We start from the raw sequence: 17,694 nt of genomic DNA, 5'->3' as shown, positions 1-17,694 counted from the left end.
GCCAGCATGCAGAGCGCGGACGATGTCATGGACATGCTCGCCCCGTCTCGTCGGTCGCCGGGGATCGAGAGGATCGCAGAGTCGTCCTTCTACGCCGTCCGGGCCTGGGATCTGGTCGCAGAGGCGACGGAGCGGGTCGAGGATTTCTCGTCCAACCTCACGGCGACGATGGTCGTGGGTCCGAACGGGGAGGTGACGGAATTTCCCGTCGCCGAGCTCGGATCCCCGGTCCATGCGCTGGCCACAGCCGACGGTGAGGTGCACCGCGCCCACCGGAAGCTGGTCCTGCCCTCCCTCTCTCCACGCACGCTCCGGGCCTGGCGGCCGTTCATCGATCAGCAGCTGCGTGACCTGTGGGCGGAGGGATATCGAGGCGGTGGCATCGACTGGGTGGGGGCGATAGCCGAACGGCTCCCGTCCGCGGCCGTGGCGAAACTCATGGGATTGCCCGCGCGGGACAGTGACAGGCTGTGCGAGTGGGCGTTCGCCAGCACGAGGATGCTGGACGGGATGGTCTCGTCGGGCGAGCTCGAGGAGTCGGTCCGGTCGGTGGGGGAGTTGGTCGACTACCTGTCCGGCGGGCTCACCCGAGCGCGGAGTGCCGGAGGGAACTCGGTGATCGGTGACCTGGCCCGTCTCGTGGAGGACGGGGACCTCACGCACGACGTCGCGGTGCAGGTCCTCGTCCAACTGGTGGCGGCCGGGATCGAGTCGACGGTCGGACACCTGGGCTCGCTGGTATGGCGACTGGGGCGGCACCCCGAGTACCTGGCGACCCTGCGGTCGGATCCGACGTCCCGTCCGCTGTTCATCGAGGAGACGCTCCGGACCGAGGCTCCGTTCCGGGGGCACTACCGACACGTCACCAGGGACACGGAGCTGGGCGGGACCGCTCTCGCCGCCGGCACCCACCTGTTCCTTCTCTGGGGTACCGCCAACCGGGACCACCGCCGCTTCCACCAGCCCGAACAGTTCACACCGGACCGCGCGGAGGGCTCGCACCTGTCGTTCGGACGCGGGATCCACTTCTGTGTGGGGGCAGCCCTCGCGCGGATGGAGTCGCTGGCCGCCCTCGACTTCCTCCTGGGCCACGGCTCAGACCTGCAGATAGACGTCTCCGACGCCCGATGGCACCAGAGTCTCCTTGTGCGTCGACTCCGGACTCTCACCGTCAGCGTGGGAGACGGGACCCGGAACGTGGACCGTCCCTGATCGAGACCGGTCACGAACCCACGCGCCGGCCCGCGGTCAGCCGAGAGGACCGGGGACGTCCCACCTCGCCAGTGCCGAGTCCAGATCCTCGCGTGACGACCGCGGCGCCGTGCCGTGTGACGAGTCCATCCGAGGGGCTGCGGCGGGCATCGCGAACCCTCCCGCGTCGACGAAGGCCCCCGTCGTACCGCGTGGTCGTGGCGTGTCGCCTCCTCGAGCGAGAGCACCGGGGTGACACAGGCGTCGAGACCGTCGAAGGCCTCGGCCCAGGCGTCGCGCCCGCGCGAGGCGAACCGCTGGCCGAAGATCTCGGTCAGAGTCTCCCGGTTCGAGCTGTCCCAACGATTCGGTAGGTCGGCGGGATCCAGTCCGATGCCCCGCACGAAGCGCTCGTAGAACACGTCCTCGAGAGCCCCCACCGCGATGAATTGGCCGTCAGCGCACTCGTAGGCACGGTAGAAGGGCGCCGACCCGTCGAGGAGGTTCGTCCCTCGACGGGTGGACCAGCGACCGGCGTGCTGCCACGAGCGGACGAGACCGGTCAACGAGCTCGCTCCGTCGACCATCGCCGCGTCCACGACCTGACCCCGGCCGGTCCGGTGCCTGTCGTGAAGTGCGGAAAGAAGGCCCACCAGGAGGAACATCGATCCTCCGCCGAAGTTGCCGACGAGGTTCAGCGGCGGTGTCGGCGGGCCGGACGCCGGGCCGAGCTGCCCGAGAGCGCCCGTCAGCGCGAGGTAGTTGATGTCGTGCCCGGGATCTCGTGCCAGCGGGCCGTCCTGACCCCAGCCGCTCATCCGGCCGTAGACCAGCCCCGGGTTGTCCTCCATCACGACGTCGGGCCCCAGGCCGAGCTTCTCCATCACGCCGGGACGAGATCCCTCCATCAGCACGTCGGCACCGCCGATCAGCCCCCGCAGGCTGCGGGCCTCGCCGGGACTGGTCAGGTCGACCGCGATCTCGGTCCGTCCCCGCAGCATCGCCGCGTTGGCGTCGTCGACCCCGTCGTCCGCCCCCGCCGTGACCGGTCGCACTACGCGGACGACATCGGCGCCCAGATCGGCGAGCATGAGTCCGGCGTGCAGCAACGGGCCGATGGCGTCCATCTCGACGACCCGGAGTCCCGACAGAGGCCCGCCGTGCACGTCCCCCGTGACCTCGCTGCGCATCCCTAGCCGCCGGTCGTCGCCGTCTGCGCCGCCCCGGCCCGGACCGGTTCGGTGTGGAAGTCCTCGGGGTCGACCTCGTTGGTCATGGACCAGTAGTCGTTGATCCGCCAGGGCAGGACCGACACGACGCGCCCGTCCGGGTTGCGGTACCAGTTCTCCATCGCCGGATGAGTCCACACCATCTGCGCGTGTTGCCGGTCGACGGCCTCGTTGTAGCGATCGTTGACCTCGGCACGGCATTCCAACACGCCGAGGTTCTCGGACCGCATCAGCTCCAGGGCGTCCATGATGTAGCGGACCTGGCATTCCAGGATGGTGATGAAGCTGCCCCCGTGGCCGAGGCCCGTGTTGGGGCCGGTCATGATGAAGAAGTTGGGGAAGTCCGGAACCGTGATCCCCAGGTAGGCGCGCGCGTCGTGCTCGCCCCAGATCTCCTTGGTGGAGCGACCCGATCGACCGACGATGTCCATCGGGTGGAGGATCCGCACGCTGTGGAAGCCCGTCGCCATGACGATGATGTCCAACTCGTGCTCTACGCCGTCGGAGTCGACCAGGCCGGTGGGCGTCACCGCGTCGACACCGTTCGTGACGAGGGTGACGTGGGGCTTGCGCAGCATCGCGTACCACCCGTTGTCCAGCAGCATCCGTTTGCCGAAGGGCGGGTAATCCGGCAGCGAGGCCTCGATGAGATCGTCGCGGTCACCCAGTTGATCCCGGAGGTAGCGCTCGTAGAACCTGCGGTGGCCGTGGTTGGCGGCGTTGATCGAGGCACTCGGTTCGGGCCACTCGGGGTCCACCTGCAGGGTCGGGTACACCTTGTCGTTGAAGATCCACGACAGTCGGGCCCGGTACCACTCGCGATATCCCGGAACGTGGTCCAACAACCAGTGGACGTCGTCGTCGATCGTCGCGAAGTAGTCGTCGTTGGGGGCGATCCACTGCGGCGAGCGCTGGAAGATCGTCAAGGACCCCACCCGATCGGCGATGGCCGGACCGATCTGCATCGCACTGGCGCCGGCGCCGACGATGCCCACCCGCTTGCCCCGGAGCGCGTCCGGGTCGTCGAGCTCGCTCGGCCACTCGGCGGAATGGAACATGCGGCCACGGAAGCTCTCGATTCCCGGGAGGTTCGGGACCTTCGGACGGTTGAGCAGGCCCACCGCGCTGATCAGGATCGGCGCCACCAGGAGTTCCGACTCCCCGTCGGGTCGCCGAACGGTCACCCTCCAGGACTGGCCCGCGTCATCGAACTCGGCCCGCGTCACCTCGTGGCGGAAGCGGACGTGGCGCCGGATGTCGTTGGCCTCCGCGAAATCCTCGAGGTAGCCCTGCACCTCGTCACGCTTGCCGAAGTGGGTCGACCAGTTGTGCGGGAACGACGTGATCGAGTAGAGATGGCTCGGCGTGTCGACCCCGGCGCCGGGATAGCGGTTCTCCCACCAGGATCCGCCGACATCGTCGTTCTTCTCCAGGATCACGTGGGGGATCCCGGCGCGGGTCAGCTCGACCGAGGCCAGCATCCCGGCGATCCCGGCCCCGATCACGATGGCGTGGAGCCGCTCGTCACGCTTCCCGGACGCCGGCGTGGCCCGGGGGCCGTTGACTATCTCCGCCATCATCGGAGCGAAGTCCGGCGGGATCGATTCACCGCAGGTGAAGTTGAGGAGACGCTCGACGTCCGCGTCCTCCATCCACCCCCGTGAGGGCCGTCCCGACGCCCACCAGCGCTCGACGGCCTCGACCAACGCCTCCTGGATCTCGGCCTGGACCTCGTCCGGAAGCCCCCCGGTCGAGTTGTCGTCCATGCCGCGGCTGCGGGTGGGCTGGTACCGGGGGTCCATCCACCGCTCGTCCGCGGTCAGTTCCAGGAGGACGGCGAGCATGGTGGGGACGTTGCCCCGGCGCACCGCCGAACGCAGTCGGGCTCGATCCGAATCAGTGACATTGGCCATACTCCGGAGACTAACAGCAGTTAGTTCGTCAGCCAAGGCCAATCGCGCTGCCGCTCGATGCATCGTTTCGCTCTGCTTGACCCTCGTCGACGGCGGTGACAGTATGAGCCACATCATACTAACGGCGGTAAGCCCATCAGCCGTCAGCCCCGCGGGAGAGTGAGGAATCATGGACCAGTCGGTACGTGTCGAGTCGAGTGCCACCGATCCACGACCGTCCGCGGGGGGCGGGGCCTCCGGGCACCGGTCGCTGGCATCGACCCAGGCCGCGCCGCTGGGGCGGGCGACGTTGGGCGACCAGCTGCGCCGTCACGCGCAGAGCCGGTCCGCGAAGGCCGCGATCGTGTCCTACGCCCCTGACGGTGGACGGACCGTGACCACCTACGGCGAGCTCGATCAGGGCGCGAACCGGGCCGCCCACATGCTCCTCGGGCTCGGAGTCTCCCGCGGCGACCGGGTCGCGGTGATGGCGCGCAACCGCGTGGAATCGGTCATCGCCTACTACGGCGCCCTCAAGATCGGGGCGGCCTACTCCGGCATCAACGTCCTGTTCGGGGCCGGCGAGGTTGCGCAACAGGTCGCCCACCTTGAGCCCGCGGCAGTGGTCGTGGCCGCGGAGTTCCTCCCGGTGATGGAAGAGGCGCTCACCGATCTGGAGAACCGCCCCGAGATCGTCGTCCTCGACCACACGGATGAGGTCGCCGGCCACAGCTTCGAGCGGCTCCTCGGGTCCTCGCCGGCGACGGAGCCCGAGAGCGACGTCGACGAGCACGACCTCGCGATGATCGTGTACACGAGCGGCACCGAGGCGGCGCCGAAGGGCGTCATGCTGCCGCATCGCAACTACCTGATCTCCACCGCGCCGGCGTACACCTGGGGTCTGCGGTGCCTCGACGACGATGTCTGGCTGTTCGTGATGCCGTTCCACACCATCGCCGGGATCGGCTCCCTGACCTCGCTGATCATGCTCGGCGCGACACTCGTGCTGCCGGCCAGCCTCGCGCCCGCCGACGCGTTGAACATGATCAAGACGGAGCAGATCACGGTCCTGGCCCAGACCCCGACGTTCTTCATCTCACTGGCGGACCACCCGGACTTCGGCCCCGACACGGTGGGAACGATCCAGCGTTGTCTGACCTACGGAGGGCAGGTCTCGCCGCGAACGGTGGACGCCTGGCACCACGCGGCCCCGGCGTCGATCTGGGGCACCTACTGGGGGCAGTCGGAACTGACCCAGTTGGGATCGGTCGGGTGGTTCAAGCGGCTCGAGGATGTCCCCGACCAGGACCCGACCTGGATCGGCAGGCCGGTCGGCCATCTGGAGGTCAGGGTCGTCGACGCCGACGGCAACGACTCCGAGAGCGGCGAGCTCCTGTGCCGCACCCCGTCGGTGATGCTGGGGTATTACAAGGAGCCCGAGAAGACCGACGCGGTTCTCGCGGGTGGTTGGGTCCACACCGGTGACATCGTGCGTCGCGACGCCGAGGGCAACATGTTCTTCCTCGACCGGAACAAGGACATGATCAAGACGGGCGGGTACAACGTGTCCTCACAGGAGGTCGAGCGGGTGCTGCAGGCCCATCCCGGGGTGGCGCGAGCCGCCGTCGTCGGACTCCCGGACGAGTACTGGTCCGAGGCGGTCACCGGCTTCGTGATCCCGGTCGACGGCAGCGATGTGTCGGGGCCGGAGTTGCGAGAGCACTGCAAGACCGCGCTCGCAGGATATAAGGTCCCCAAAGCGATCATGATCGTGGACGAGCTACCCACCGACCCCCAGGGCAAGCTGCTCAAGAGAGAACTACGCCGCCTGCACGCGAAGGGCAGCCAGCACGCAAAGGACTGAGACGCTGAACACCGAGCCCGCCAGTATCGCGACGCCCGACCCCGCTCCAGCACGGCTGGAAGGACTGCACGGCAGTAGGCGCGACGCGATACTGGCCGCGGCCGCGGAGTACTTCGCCGAGCAGGGATACCACTCGGCGGGAATGCGCGGAATCGCCGACTCGGTGGGCATCAAGGGCGCCAGCCTGTACAACCACTTCACCTCGAAAGAGGAGATCCTCTACGCGATCGCGCTCAAGATGACCCGCGTCCCGGTCGAGGAGCATCTGCTGGTCCTCGACGAATCCGGGACGCCGGCCGAGCGGCTCACCTCGCTGATCGACGTTCACCTACGGCATCTCGCGGTGAACCGGGTCGAGCACCTGGTGAGCCTGAGGGAGCTCTCGGCGCTCACCGGCGAACACCGTGACCGTGTGCTCGAGTACCGGAAGTACTACCAGCGGCGCGTGCGCGATGTGATCGCCGCGGGCATCCGGGCCGGTGAGTTCGACGACGTCGATGCGCTCCGTGCGGCCGTGGCCGCCCTGGACCTCATGAACGGGGTGAGCTGGTGGCTCCGTGACGACCACGACATCGACGCGCTGGTCGCGACGTATGTGGAGTACATCGTCGACGGCATCCTCCGGCACCGCCCGCGGGCCGAGAGCGGGACGGGGGATCCGACCGCACACCGGTGACATTCGAAGCGCCGAAAAAAACTGGTCTCCCTCCACCTGAGGTGGAGGGAGACCAGATGAGTCTGTGGCGCAGGATCAGAGTGCGCGCCGCAACACGGGGACCAGCGCATCCGCGTCAGCGATCGGGTTCGGGTTCGTCCCACACCAGATGTCCTTGAAGGTGTAGGCCGCGAGACTGGGGAGATCGTCCTCGCTCAGCCCGACCTCTCCCAGCGACCTCGGCATGCCGAGTTGCCGGATGAGGGAATCCGCCAGCTCGTGCGCGGGTGTCTGCGGCTCACCGAAGGCGACACTGATCAGGGCCTGGCGGTGCTCGTTGACCTCGCGGTTGTACTCGAGTGCGAACGGCGCCATGACGCAGGAGGTGTACCCGTGGGGGACCTTGAACGATCCACCGAGAGCGTGTCCGACAGCATGGCTGACGCCCATGTCGAGGCCCGCCACGATCGCCACCATCGACGACCACGCACCCACCTGGCACATCCGCCGGGCCTCCAGGTCGCCGGCGTCGTCCTTCACCCGGACGAGTCCTTCGGACAGCAGGCGGATGGCGTTCATCGCCATCCCGTCGTAGTAGCCGTTCGACTCGAGTGAGCCCAGGGTCTCGAAGGCGTGGTCGAGGGCGCGCACCCCGGTGGACAGCCACAGCCACTCCGGCGTGTGCCGGGTGAGTGCGGGATCGAGGATGACGGCCTTCGGGGTCATCGCCGGATGCAGATAACCCTCCTTGACGTTGCTCTTCTCATCCGTCGATCCCGCCAGGGCGTTGAACTCGCCTCCGGCGAGGGTCGTGGGCGCCACCACCACGGGGATGCTCGGAGCCGAGAAGCTCGGAGCGGTCACAGACGTGTCGGGATTGACCTGCAGGTGATAGGCGTCCATGTCGGAGGTCTCACGGATGCCGTGTTCAAGGGTGACCGCGAGGATCTTCGTCAGGTCGGTCGCCGATCCGCCACCCACGCACAGGAGCATGTCGGGGTCCACTTCTGCGGCGACCCGGGTCGCCGCGATGACGTCCTCGCGCGGCACATGGGGTCGGACCGCGTCGAACAGGCCCACGAAGCGATCGCCCAGGGCCTCGATGATCCGGGCGATCTCGTCGGTCTGCGAATTGAGGGTCCCACTGCAGACGATGAAGACGCGACCCGCGCCGAGCATCTCCGCTTCCTGGGCCGCTGCCTCCGCGACCGGGGTCCCGATGTGGACTCTGTCCATGGAGGACAGAGAGATGAGTGATGACTGCACGGCGATACCGTCCTTCGTTGTAGTCCTCGACCCACAGGCGCGACGCGTTCTCTGCGTCTCGTCGTAGGCTAACCACCGTTACCCTACAGCAGAATTGTGGTGTGGGCCACAGTCCGAATGGGAGTGCGCGGTTCGACCTCTGCACGGATGTCTATGGCTGGCGTCACTCATGCCCTGTACTGCGTGAATGGACCCGTTTCCGTTCGCGGTGGTGGCACCCACCGTGAACCGGTGGCCGCGGAGATTCGAGCTGATGCCGGAAACGGCGCTTGTCATGAGGTTGAACCTAACCACTGATCGTGCAGGGGGGTCCCGATCGAGGGCCCTTCACACGGTCGCTGCATCGCACGTCGTGGCCAGCCGTCCGCCGCCACGGTCGCTGAAGCCTCCCTCGCATCCGAGGGGAGCCGACGCCCGGACCGGAGGGGCCAGTGGAGGCGGTGGTCACCCACAACCCCTGGTCGTACTCGGTGTGGATCTACGGATGTAGGTGAGCTCGCAGTCGACGTCGCCTCGACTGGGGGTGCCTGCACCTGGTCACGGCAACGTGAGCACTTCCGCGCTCGCAGAGGTGATGGCGATGGTGTGCTCACTATGCGCCGCCCGGCATCCTGTCGCGCTACGCAGTGTCCAGCCATCTGCGTCGAGGGTGAGCTCGTCGGTATCGTCCATGACCCAAGGCTCCAAGGCGATCAGCAGGCCGGGCCGGAGCTTGTAGCCGCGGCCCGGCCGGCCGATGTTCGGAATGTGCGGACTCTGGTGCATCGTCGACCCGATGCCGTGACCGCCGAACTCGGTGTTGACCCGGTACCCGGCGTTGACGAGGACCGATCCGATGGCATGAGCCAGGTCGCCGACACGGGCCCCTGGGATCGCGGCCTCAATCCCCGCCCGTAGGGCGCGTTCGGTCGCCTCGATCAGGGCGACACTCTGAGCGGGTCTGGCCTCGCCGACGAGGAAGCTGACGGCGGAGTCGGCGGCGACTCCATCGACCAGTATCGCTAGATCGAGGGTCAGCAGGTCGCCGTCGGCGAGGGGGTAGTCATGGGGCCGTGCATGGAGCACGGCGTCGTTGACTCCCGTGCAGATGTAGTGGCCGAATGCCCCGCGACCGAAGCGGGGCGCGTAGTTGACGTAACAAGATTCCGCCCCCGCATCGTGGATCATGGACCGGGCCCATCGATCGATGTCCAGAAGGTTCGTGCCGACCTGGGTTCTGAGGCGCAGCGTCTGAAGGATCTGCGCGACCAGCGCACCGGCCTTGCGGGCGCGGTCCAACTGCAGAGGGTCCAGTATTTCGATCATGTGGCCTCCTTCGCCTCGCTCCGATAACTATACCGGCCATATAATACCGGTACTAGTATCAGGGGCATGGTGAGACTGCCCCTGACCGCTGTGGAAATGGAACGCGGCCGACGCCTCGGCCTCCTATTGCGGGCAGCGCGTGGATCCCGATCGATACTCGACGTGGCACTGGCCGCCGGAGTCTCCCCGGAGACGCTGCGCAAGATCGAGACGGGTCGCATCGCGACCCCGGCCTTTCCGACGATTGCGGCGATCACCGACGTCCTCGATCTCTCCCTGGATGTGGTGTGGAGCGAGATATCCCGACCCGCCCGGTGGCCGGTCGAGACCCCGTAGTCGCGAGTCCGCGACACCTTGGTCGTACGTCGCGGCGCAGTAGCCACGCTGACACGACAGGTGCGAGCCAGCGGTGTGAGAAGGAAAGGGCCTTGCACCGTTGTATCCGCACTATGAATCGAGACGTCCCAAGCTGTCTGGAGCGATCCCCACACCAGGTGATAAACGTCGAGTGAGACACCGTCGCACGTGGCTAGGGTCGCCTTGTGCCAGTCAGACTCTGTGTTCTCCTGTGGCCTTATCCCGGCGGCGAAGGCGCCCTGTCCAATTACGAAGACCGGGTTCTTCCCCTCGTTGCAGAACACGGTGGGAGGGTCTGCTCGCGTGATCGCGTCTCACGTGAGTCAGATGCCGATCCATGTGAGATTCAGCGGATTGATTTTCCCGACGACCTCGCCCTCGAGCGTTTCATGTCCGACCCCCGCCGACTTCGGTTGGAGCAGCAACGCACGGTCGCGATCGCCAGGACTGACGTGCTACGACTGGCGTGACCTTCAGGCAGCCTGTCCAAGTGGAGTGAACAGGCTCGGGGAACAAGACTTCTGGCTGTAGCGAGTCGTCCCGTGATGGGCGCGTGGATTGCACCCGACGGCGTACATAGCTGATCAGTGCAGTCTCGCTAGAGTTGGCCGGGAGTGCCGGGCAAGGCGAATTTACTCGCCTACCACCCTTCTGCGGGGGCGTCATGGGGCCGGGCTTGCCGCCGCCCCCGCAGCACCCCGAGCTCGTAGGTGGCCAGGACGATCAGCCACAGCGCCGTGATGGGGATGACAAACCAGAGCATCGCCGTGCTGAACGGATCCAGTGCGTCGTGCTCGGCCGCCTGGAGCACCACGTAGACGATGTACGCGGCGTAGAAGGCGACGAAGAGCAGCCCCTCCCAGCGTCGGATCGCCATTCCGGTGAAGGCGATGGGCAGGAGGGCCACCGCGACCGCCAGCATGATGGGCAGGTCGAAACGGATGGCGCCGGCTGCGACCTCGATGGGTGTGATGAAGGAGGTGATGCTCAGGACCGCGCCGATGTTGAACACGTTGCTTCCCACGATGTTCCCCACGGCCATGTCGCGTTCTCCCCGGTACGCCGCCACCAGGCTCGTGGCGAGCTCAGGGAGAGACGTGCCGATGGCCACCACGGTGAGTCCGATGACCAGGTCGCTCATGCCCCACGCCCCCGCCAGTTCGCTCGCGGCGTCGACGAGCAGGCGGGCCCCGACGACGAGCATGGCGACCCCGAGGATCACCAGTGCGCTACTCCCCGGAACCGAGTGGGATCGGCCGCCGTCGGACGACGTCGACCGTGCTCCGGCTCCGCCCCCGTCGGCAGGAGGGTTCGTCGCCGCGGCGGCCCGGTCGACGGTGTCGACGCCCTGCTTGCGGGAGACCACCACCGTCGCCACGACATATGCCACCATGCCGCCGAACAACAACAGCCCGTCCAGGGGGCTGATCGTGCCGTCGAGTGCCACCACCAGCAGGACGACGGAGAAGCCCACCATGATCGGGATGTCGACCCGAACGATCCGGGACTTGGCGACCAGCGGGGCCACCACCGCCGTGAGACCCAGGATGAGGAGGATGTTGGCGATGTTGCTGCCCACCACGTTGCCGACCGCCAGTCCGGGGTGACCGCTCAAGGCTGCGTCGGCGCTCACCGCGAGTTCCGGGGTGGAGGTGGCGAAGGCGACCACCGTCAGGCCCACGACGAGTGGTGAGATCCCCAGTGTGCCCGCCAGGCGTCCGGCTCCCCGCACCAGCAGTTCGCCGCCGGCGATGAGAAGGACGAACCCGGAGGCCAGTGCGACCAGGGTGAGAGCACTCATGTCGGATCCGGGAGGGTCGATCCGCACTCGGGCAGGTGGAGGGGCGCAACGGCTGTGGTTGTGTCCATGGGGGGATTATCTCTGACGTCCCCGACTCCTCGCAGGGGCGCGGCATCGCCGGCTCACCCGGCAGAGGCCACGGCCAGGGGCAGCACCGAGGGGGCTCCGGTCGAGCGGAGGTGCCGGGCGGCCTCCGTTGCCGTCCACCCCGTCCCGAACAGGTCCGTCACCAGCAGGACGGGGCCGTCGACACCGGCTTCGGGCCCGGTGAACGTGCCCCAGAGCTGGGCCACGCGGTAGGCCGAGTTCTGGGCGGTCACCGGGGGTATGGCGGCGTCGCGGGTGAGTTCGCCCAGATAGTCCATCCGGCCCATCTGCGCGAGTGCGCGGGCCAGGCTTCCCACGAGCAACGGACGCTCTCCGGTGAGCAGCGCCACCACCCCGGTCGGCCGTTCGTCCCAACCCCATTCGCGCAACACCGGCACACACGCGCGGACCACCCACTCCGGAACCTCCCGGTCTGGTTCGGCGAGCAGGCCTCGCAGCTTCTGACCGAGACCGAGATCGGTGAGACGCGCCAGCGCGCGCCCCTCGGCGGGACCGTCGGCGATCTTGCCCTTCAGCGGCACGTCCAGTCGGGCGAGCCCGGTGGGCCACTGGCGTCGAGGAGGCAGGACCACACCGGGACGCTCCAATGCCTCGCGGGCCCTGGTCAGGGCGCTGTCATCGACGGCGGTGGTCCTGCGATCGCCGGTGCAGTTGTCGCATCGTCCGCATCCACCGGAGGCCGGGTCGAGGGTGGGGTCGTCGAGTTGGGCCCGCAGGAACTCCATCCGGCACGAATCGGTCCGTTCGTACTCGATCATCGCCTTCTGCTCGACCCGCCGCGCCTCGGCCAGGCCCGCGTAGCGCTGGGAGTCGTAGTGCCAGGGCCGACCGGTGGCGATCCACCCGCCCCGGACCCGCTGGACCGCTCCGTCCACGTCGAGCACCTTGAGCACCATCTCCAACCGGGTCCGGCCCAGGTCCACAGCAGGTTCCAGCGCCTGGGTGGACTGCGGCCGATCCGATGCCAGGGCGTCGAGGACCCGGCGGACCACGTCCTCGGGTGGGAAGGCCAGGGAGGCGAAGTGGTTCCAGATGGCCCGGTCCTCGGGGCCGGGCAGGAGGATCACCTCGGCCCGATCCGCCGCACGCCCGGCGCGGCCGATCTGCTGGTAGTAGGAGATGGGGGAGGGCGGGGCTCCCAGGTGAACGACGAAACCCAGGTCCGGCTTGTCGAATCCCATGCCCAGGGCGGACGTGGCGACGAGCGCCTTGACCTCGTTGTCCAGCAGTGCGCGCTCGAGTTCCTCGCGCTCGCCTGCGTCGGTCCGCCCGGTGTAGGCCTTCACCAGGTGACCGGCGGAGGTGAGCAGCTGAGCCATGTCCTCGGCCGCCGCGACTGTCAGGCTGTAGACGATCCCGCTACCCGGGAGGGACTCGAGGTTCTCCACCAGCCAGGCCGCGCGCTGTTCGGAGTCGTCGATCGCCACCACCGACAGGCGCAGCGACTCGCGGTCCAGCCCGCCGCGGAGGACGAGGGTGTCCGAGGCCGCCGAGTCGCCCGTGCCTGTGCCCGGCAGATCGGAGCCGCCCGGACGTTCTCCCACCCCCAGCTGTTGTGCGACGTCCCGCACCACGCGGTCGTTGGCCGTGGCGGTGGTGGCCAGCACCGGAACGCCCTCGGGCAGGTCGGCCAGGAGGGTGCGGATACGCCGGTAGTCCGGTCGGAAGTCGTGTCCCCAGTCCGAGACGCAGTGCGCCTCGTCCACGACCACCAATCCGGCGTCGGCGGCGAGGGCGGGCAGGACGGTGTCGCGGAAGTCGGGGTTGTTGAGCCGCTCCGGGCTCACCAGGAGCACGTCCACCTCGCCGGCGCGGACCGACGCCCTGACCTCGTCCCACTCCGTCATGTTGGCCGAGTTGATGGTGGCCGCCCGGACCCCGGCGCGCGCTGCGGCGTCGACCTGGTTGCGCATGAGCGCCAACAGGGGCGAGACGATGACCGTGGGCCCGGAGCCGAGTTCCCGCAGCAGGCGGGCCGCGATGAAATACACCGCCGACTTGCCCCAACCCGTGCGCTGCACGACGAGCGCGCGTCGGCGGTCCGCCACGAGCGCCTCGATGGCCGTCCACTGGTCCTCGCGAAGCGATGCCCCCGGTCCGGCGAGTGCGACCAACAACTCGTCCGCTCGGGATCGCAGGGCCGCGCGGTCGGTGACGACGGGCGGGGGGCTGATCGGGGAAGTGGCCATGACGCCCATCGTGCACCACCGTTCCGACAGGGGGGATGCGGAAAGGGGCCGGATGACGTTGACTCGAGTCCATGGGTGGCGAGGATCGCGGGGCGGGGTCGCGGAAGGGTTTGCACGAGGAACTCGTCGAGGAGGCAGCGCAACGGCTGGCGCGACGGCGGGTCGGGCTCGTAGTGGGTGGCGGCCCGAAGGGCGACGTGTCGATCGCCTCGGGCGGCGACGACGGCCACGGGGAGGTCCCGGACGCGGGCACCCTGTTCGAGATCGGGTCGATCACCAAGACCTTCACCGCGCTCCTGCTCGCCGACGGCGTGGTCCGCGGGGAGTGGCGGTTGGACACCCCGGTTCGCGAGCTCCTCCCGGCCGGAGTGGAGGTCCCGAGTCGGGCCGGGGTGCAGATCACGCTGCAGCACCTCGCGACCCACACGTCCGGTCTCCCGAGGTCACCGATACGTATCGGGCTCCGGGAGAACCTCGCCTACCTGCGCACCGGGGCCGACCCCTACGCGGGGCTGACCGAGGACGGCGTGCTGCAGGGCCTGCGCGACGTGCGGCTCAAGCGGACACCCGGGTTCGGTAGGCCCAGGTACTCGAATCTCGGGTTCGGGCTCCTCGGCACCGCGATGACCGCGGGGACCGGACTGGATTACTTCTCGCTCGTGCGAGACCGCGTCTGCGCCCCGCTCGGAATGGTCGACACCGTCGTCGACGACCAGATGACGACCGATCAGCGGGAGCGGATGGCCGTGGGATTCCGGAGCCGTCGCCGCCCCGCCGAGCCCTGGCCCGTGGCCGGGATAGCAGGCGCGGGTGCGCTTCGTTCCACGGCCACGGACATGGTGCGGTTCCTCGAGGCGCAGGTCGATCCGGCGAGCACGGGGCTCGGTGATGCCATCCGGCTCACCCAGGCCACACCACCGGACGGGCCGCGTCGGATGGGGCTCGGGTGGCACCGCGCGTGGGGTCGGACCCTGTGGCACAACGGCGGGACCGGCGGGTTCCGGTCGATCGCGATCATCGGCCCGGACTCCGGCACCGTGGTTCTCGCGCTGGTCAACCAGACGCGGGGCGCGGACCCGGTTGCTTTCCGTCTGATGCGCCGACTGGAGGAGTGAAGTCTGAAACTGGTCGGCGGACGGTGGGGTCATACTGGGAGACATGAGGCAGACGTGGAAGCAGATCGTGGAGGCCGACCCCGAGCACTCGCGTCGGTACTCCAGACGGTGGGACGACATGATCGCCGACGGCGTGGACATCGACGGCGAGGCGCGGCTCATCGATGCGATGGCGCCGCGAGGCGCCCGGATCCTCGACGTGGGGTGCGGGCAGGGCCGCACGGGCGCCTACCTGCACGAGCGCGGGCACCGGGTCACCGGCGTCGACCTCGATCCGCACCTGGTCGAGCGGGCGGGGCAGTTGTGCCCTGGTGCCACCTGGGAGGTCGCCGATCTGGCCGACGACGGCTGGGCGTCCGGGCCGTTCGACCTGGCGGTGTCGGCCGGCAACGTGCTGGCGTTCGTCGACCCCGCCGACCGTGGCCGCGTGCTGGCCAACCTCGCCGCGCGGCTGGTGACGGCCGACGACGACGCCGAGAGCCTGCCCGGGCGACTTGTCGTGGGTTTCGGGCTCGACCGCGGATGGTCTCGCGAGGAGTTCGACGCGGATGCTGACGACGCCGGGCTCCGGCTGGAGCAGCGGTGGTCGACGTGGGACCTCAGGCCGTTCGGGGAGGGCAGTGGCTTCATGGTCTCGGTGCTCGTGCGCGGGTGAAAAGCCGCGTGAGGACCATCGGCGCCACCCCTGGTGGTCAACGGTGGAACAGGCGGCGGTATGCGGCGATCATCGCGGTCGCCGGTAGGCGTCGGTAGGCGGTACGGGCGACGTAGTTGGCCACGGCGCGGGGCCGGGACACCAGACCGCTCGCGACGAGAGTGCGTTGGATGGTGCGTTCGGAAGCGGTGAGTTCGCGACTCTTCCTGCGGGTGAACTGCTCGTCGGTGACGCGGAACTTTGCCAGCGGTTCGGGCAGGTTGTAGAAGCGGTAGCCGGCCCCGAGCAACCGGATCATGAGGTCGTAGTCCTCCTGGTAGGGCACGTTCCGGTAGCCGCCCACGGCGCGGATGGCGTCGGTGCGGGCCAGGAGGGTGGGGTTGTTGACCGGGTTGTTGATGCGGGCGTAGCGACGGATCGTCTCGTGGGTGGTGGGAAGGGCGCGCAGGGCCCTGGGCTCTTCCGGGTCGGTGTCGAACTCGAGTACCGCGGCGCCCAGGACGTCGACCTCCAGTGCGCGGGCACGGTCGAGTTGGCGTTCGAAGCGGTGGGGCAGGGAGATGTCGTCGGCGTCCTGGCGGGCGAGCCACCTGGTGCGGACCTCCTCGAGGCCGCGCTGTGAGGCTGCGGAGGCACCGAGGTTCCTGGGTAGGGAGAACCGACGTAGATCGGGACTGGAGTCCAGGACCGCTCGCAGCGCTGCCGGTAGGGGCCCGTCCTCCACGACCACGATGTCGGCCGGTTCCACGGTCTGGCTGTGGATGCTGGCCAGCGAGGCACGCAGGTGGGCAGGGGAGATCTTGTCGTAGACGGTGACAAGGACGGTCAGTTCGGGATCGCGCATCGAGGTCCTCGGGGTCGGTTCTTGTCTGGGCGGGGCGGTCGGGCGGAGTCGGCGAGAAGGACGAGGAACGCGGCGATGCCGGTCAGTCCCTGGGCGTTGCCGATGAGCCATTGCAGGAGGCCGGCGGCGGGGTCCAGGGCCGTCAGGGAGTAGGCATGGTGGGTTCCGATCAGGTGGGCCAGCACGAGGGCGGCCAGCGCCAGGCGTACCGGGAGCGCGCGTGCGGCCAGCAGCAAGGGTAGGGCGATGAGCATTCCCGACCAGTGGTGGGTGACGGCGACCGGTGTGGCGATGAAGACGCCGAGGGAGATCAGCAGCAGAGCGTCCACCGAGCGACCGTCTCGGGCCAGGCGCCAGGAACCCCAGGTGGCGGCTACCGCGACGAGAAGGAAGAAGCCGTAGACGGCCGGGTCCAGCGCAGAACTCGACACCTCCGCCCGGGACAACAGGCCGCTCAGTGCCTGATTGGGCACAAATCCGGGTGGGCCGCCGCGGTCGGTGAGGAAGAACTCGGTGGTCCAGAAATACCGGGAGGCGGCCGGTCGGACGAGGTGGCCGAGAGCGACGGTGCCGATCACGGTCGCCACGGCGCGGGCCAGCGACGCCCAGTCTCTGCGGACGAGGTACATCAGGGCGAACGCGGCCGGGGTGATCTTGATCCCGGCGGCCAGGCCGACCAGGACGCCACGGACACGGCGGGGAGTGAAGCCCAGGACGTCGGCGGTCACGATCAGGAACAGGAAGACGTTGATCTGGCCGAATCCCAGGTTCGCGCGGATCGGTTCGAGTATTAGTGCCACCCCGGTCAGGGCGAGCGCCACGGTCTTCGCGCCGCCCAGCTGCAGGCGGGTGGCCGCCATCGCCAGGATCGCCCATGTCGCGGCGATGGTGGCGGCCGTCCAGGCGATCTGGGCGAGGAGGGGTCCCAGTGGGGCCAGCGGGATGAACGCGATCGCGGCGAAAGGCGGATAGATGAATCTGAACCCCGAGCGGGTGGGGAAGTCCTCCGAGTACAGGTCCTGACCCGACAGCAGGGCCCTTCCGGCGTCCTGGAACACCTGCAGATCCAGCATGAACCCGAGCACGGCCTGCACCATGAACACCACGGTCACCACCGCGCTCAGGACCAGACCCGCGGCCAGACTGACGGTGCGGGCCGTGGTCGGGGGTCTGCGCATCGCGGGGTCTCTTCTCTGGCGTCGTAGGTCGGGGCGGTCGGTGCG

Annotated in this window: 13 protein-coding genes and 1 pseudogene; 6 read left to right on the top strand and 8 right to left on the bottom strand. The window is 68.5% G+C overall.

Features of this window, described 5'->3' with window-relative positions; genetic code table 11:
- Positions 1-6 precede the first annotated feature (6 nt).
- Complete coding sequence (locus NJE57_RS17300; RefSeq protein WP_319029766.1) at positions 7-1,212, top strand: cytochrome P450; 1,206 nt, start codon at positions 7-9, stop codon at positions 1,210-1,212.
- Between the two features lie 36 nt (positions 1,213-1,248).
- Here NJE57_RS17300 and NJE57_RS17295 read toward each other — a convergent pair.
- Positions 1,249-2,381 (bottom strand): annotated as a pseudogene (locus NJE57_RS17295) (CaiB/BaiF CoA transferase family protein).
- A gap of 2 nt (positions 2,382-2,383) precedes the next feature.
- On the bottom strand, positions 2,384-4,333 hold the full coding sequence (locus tag NJE57_RS17290) for an NAD(P)/FAD-dependent oxidoreductase (RefSeq protein WP_319029765.1): 1,950 nt from the start codon (positions 4,331-4,333) through the stop codon (positions 2,384-2,386).
- A gap of 169 nt (positions 4,334-4,502) precedes the next feature.
- Between NJE57_RS17290 and NJE57_RS17285 the strand changes: the two genes are divergently transcribed.
- Positions 4,503-6,176 carry a class I adenylate-forming enzyme family protein gene (locus NJE57_RS17285; RefSeq protein ID WP_319029764.1) on the top strand — a complete coding sequence of 558 codons (1,674 nt, stop codon included), beginning with the start codon at positions 4,503-4,505 and terminating at the stop codon, positions 6,174-6,176.
- A gap of 25 nt (positions 6,177-6,201) precedes the next feature.
- Entirely contained in the window at positions 6,202-6,852 is a 651-nt protein-coding gene (locus NJE57_RS17280; RefSeq protein WP_319029779.1) for a TetR/AcrR family transcriptional regulator, read from the top strand.
- Positions 6,853-6,927: 75 nt separating this feature from the next.
- Here NJE57_RS17280 and NJE57_RS17275 read toward each other — a convergent pair whose 3' ends face one another.
- Positions 6,928-8,097, bottom strand: coding sequence for an iron-containing alcohol dehydrogenase (locus NJE57_RS17275; RefSeq protein WP_319029763.1), 1,170 nt, complete (start codon positions 8,095-8,097; stop codon positions 6,928-6,930).
- 537 nt (positions 8,098-8,634) lie between these two features.
- The gene (gene map, locus NJE57_RS17270) at positions 8,635-9,402 is read right to left on the bottom strand and encodes a type I methionyl aminopeptidase (protein ID WP_319029762.1); all 768 of its coding nucleotides are present in this window, start codon (positions 9,400-9,402) and stop codon (positions 8,635-8,637) included.
- A gap of 66 nt (positions 9,403-9,468) precedes the next feature.
- Between map and NJE57_RS17265 the strand changes: the two genes are divergently transcribed.
- Positions 9,469-9,738, top strand: coding sequence for a helix-turn-helix transcriptional regulator (locus NJE57_RS17265; protein WP_319029761.1), 270 nt, complete (start codon positions 9,469-9,471; stop codon positions 9,736-9,738).
- Between the two features lie 661 nt (positions 9,739-10,399).
- Here NJE57_RS17265 and NJE57_RS17260 read toward each other — a convergent pair.
- Positions 10,400-11,560, bottom strand: a complete 1,161-nt coding sequence (locus NJE57_RS17260) for a calcium/sodium antiporter (protein ID WP_319029760.1) — start codon at positions 11,558-11,560, stop codon at positions 10,400-10,402.
- Positions 11,561-11,682: 122 nt separating this feature from the next.
- On the bottom strand, positions 11,683-13,857 hold the full coding sequence (locus NJE57_RS17255; protein WP_319029759.1) for a RecQ family ATP-dependent DNA helicase: 2,175 nt from the start codon (positions 13,855-13,857) through the stop codon (positions 11,683-11,685).
- Between the two features lie 71 nt (positions 13,858-13,928).
- On the opposite strand from NJE57_RS17255, the gene NJE57_RS17250 reads away from it, so the two are divergent.
- Positions 13,929-14,972, top strand: coding sequence for a serine hydrolase domain-containing protein (locus tag NJE57_RS17250; protein ID WP_319029758.1), 1,044 nt, complete (start codon positions 13,929-13,931; stop codon positions 14,970-14,972).
- 43 nt (positions 14,973-15,015) lie between these two features.
- Positions 15,016-15,627: a class I SAM-dependent methyltransferase gene (locus NJE57_RS17245; protein ID WP_319029757.1), complete on the top strand. Its 612-nt coding sequence runs from the start codon at positions 15,016-15,018 to the stop codon at positions 15,625-15,627.
- Between the two features lie 37 nt (positions 15,628-15,664).
- On the opposite strand, the gene NJE57_RS17240 is transcribed toward NJE57_RS17245, so the two are convergent.
- Positions 15,665-16,471 carry a glycosyltransferase gene (locus tag NJE57_RS17240; RefSeq protein WP_319029756.1) on the bottom strand — a complete coding sequence of 269 codons (807 nt, stop codon included), beginning with the start codon at positions 16,469-16,471 and terminating at the stop codon, positions 15,665-15,667.
- Positions 16,453-17,649, bottom strand: a complete 1,197-nt coding sequence (locus NJE57_RS17235) for a glycosyltransferase 87 family protein (RefSeq protein ID WP_319029755.1) — start codon at positions 17,647-17,649, stop codon at positions 16,453-16,455. The genes NJE57_RS17240 and NJE57_RS17235 overlap by 19 nt, the downstream gene beginning before the upstream one ends.
- Positions 17,650-17,694 lie beyond the last annotated feature (45 nt).

The sequence above is a fragment of the Dietzia sp. PP-33 genome, from assembly GCF_033790845.1.
In the GTDB taxonomy this organism is placed as follows: Bacteria; Actinomycetota; Actinomycetes; order Mycobacteriales; family Mycobacteriaceae; genus Dietzia.
The sequence above is the reverse complement of the archived record's forward strand: the minus strand, read 5'-3'. Positions and strand labels throughout refer to the sequence as shown.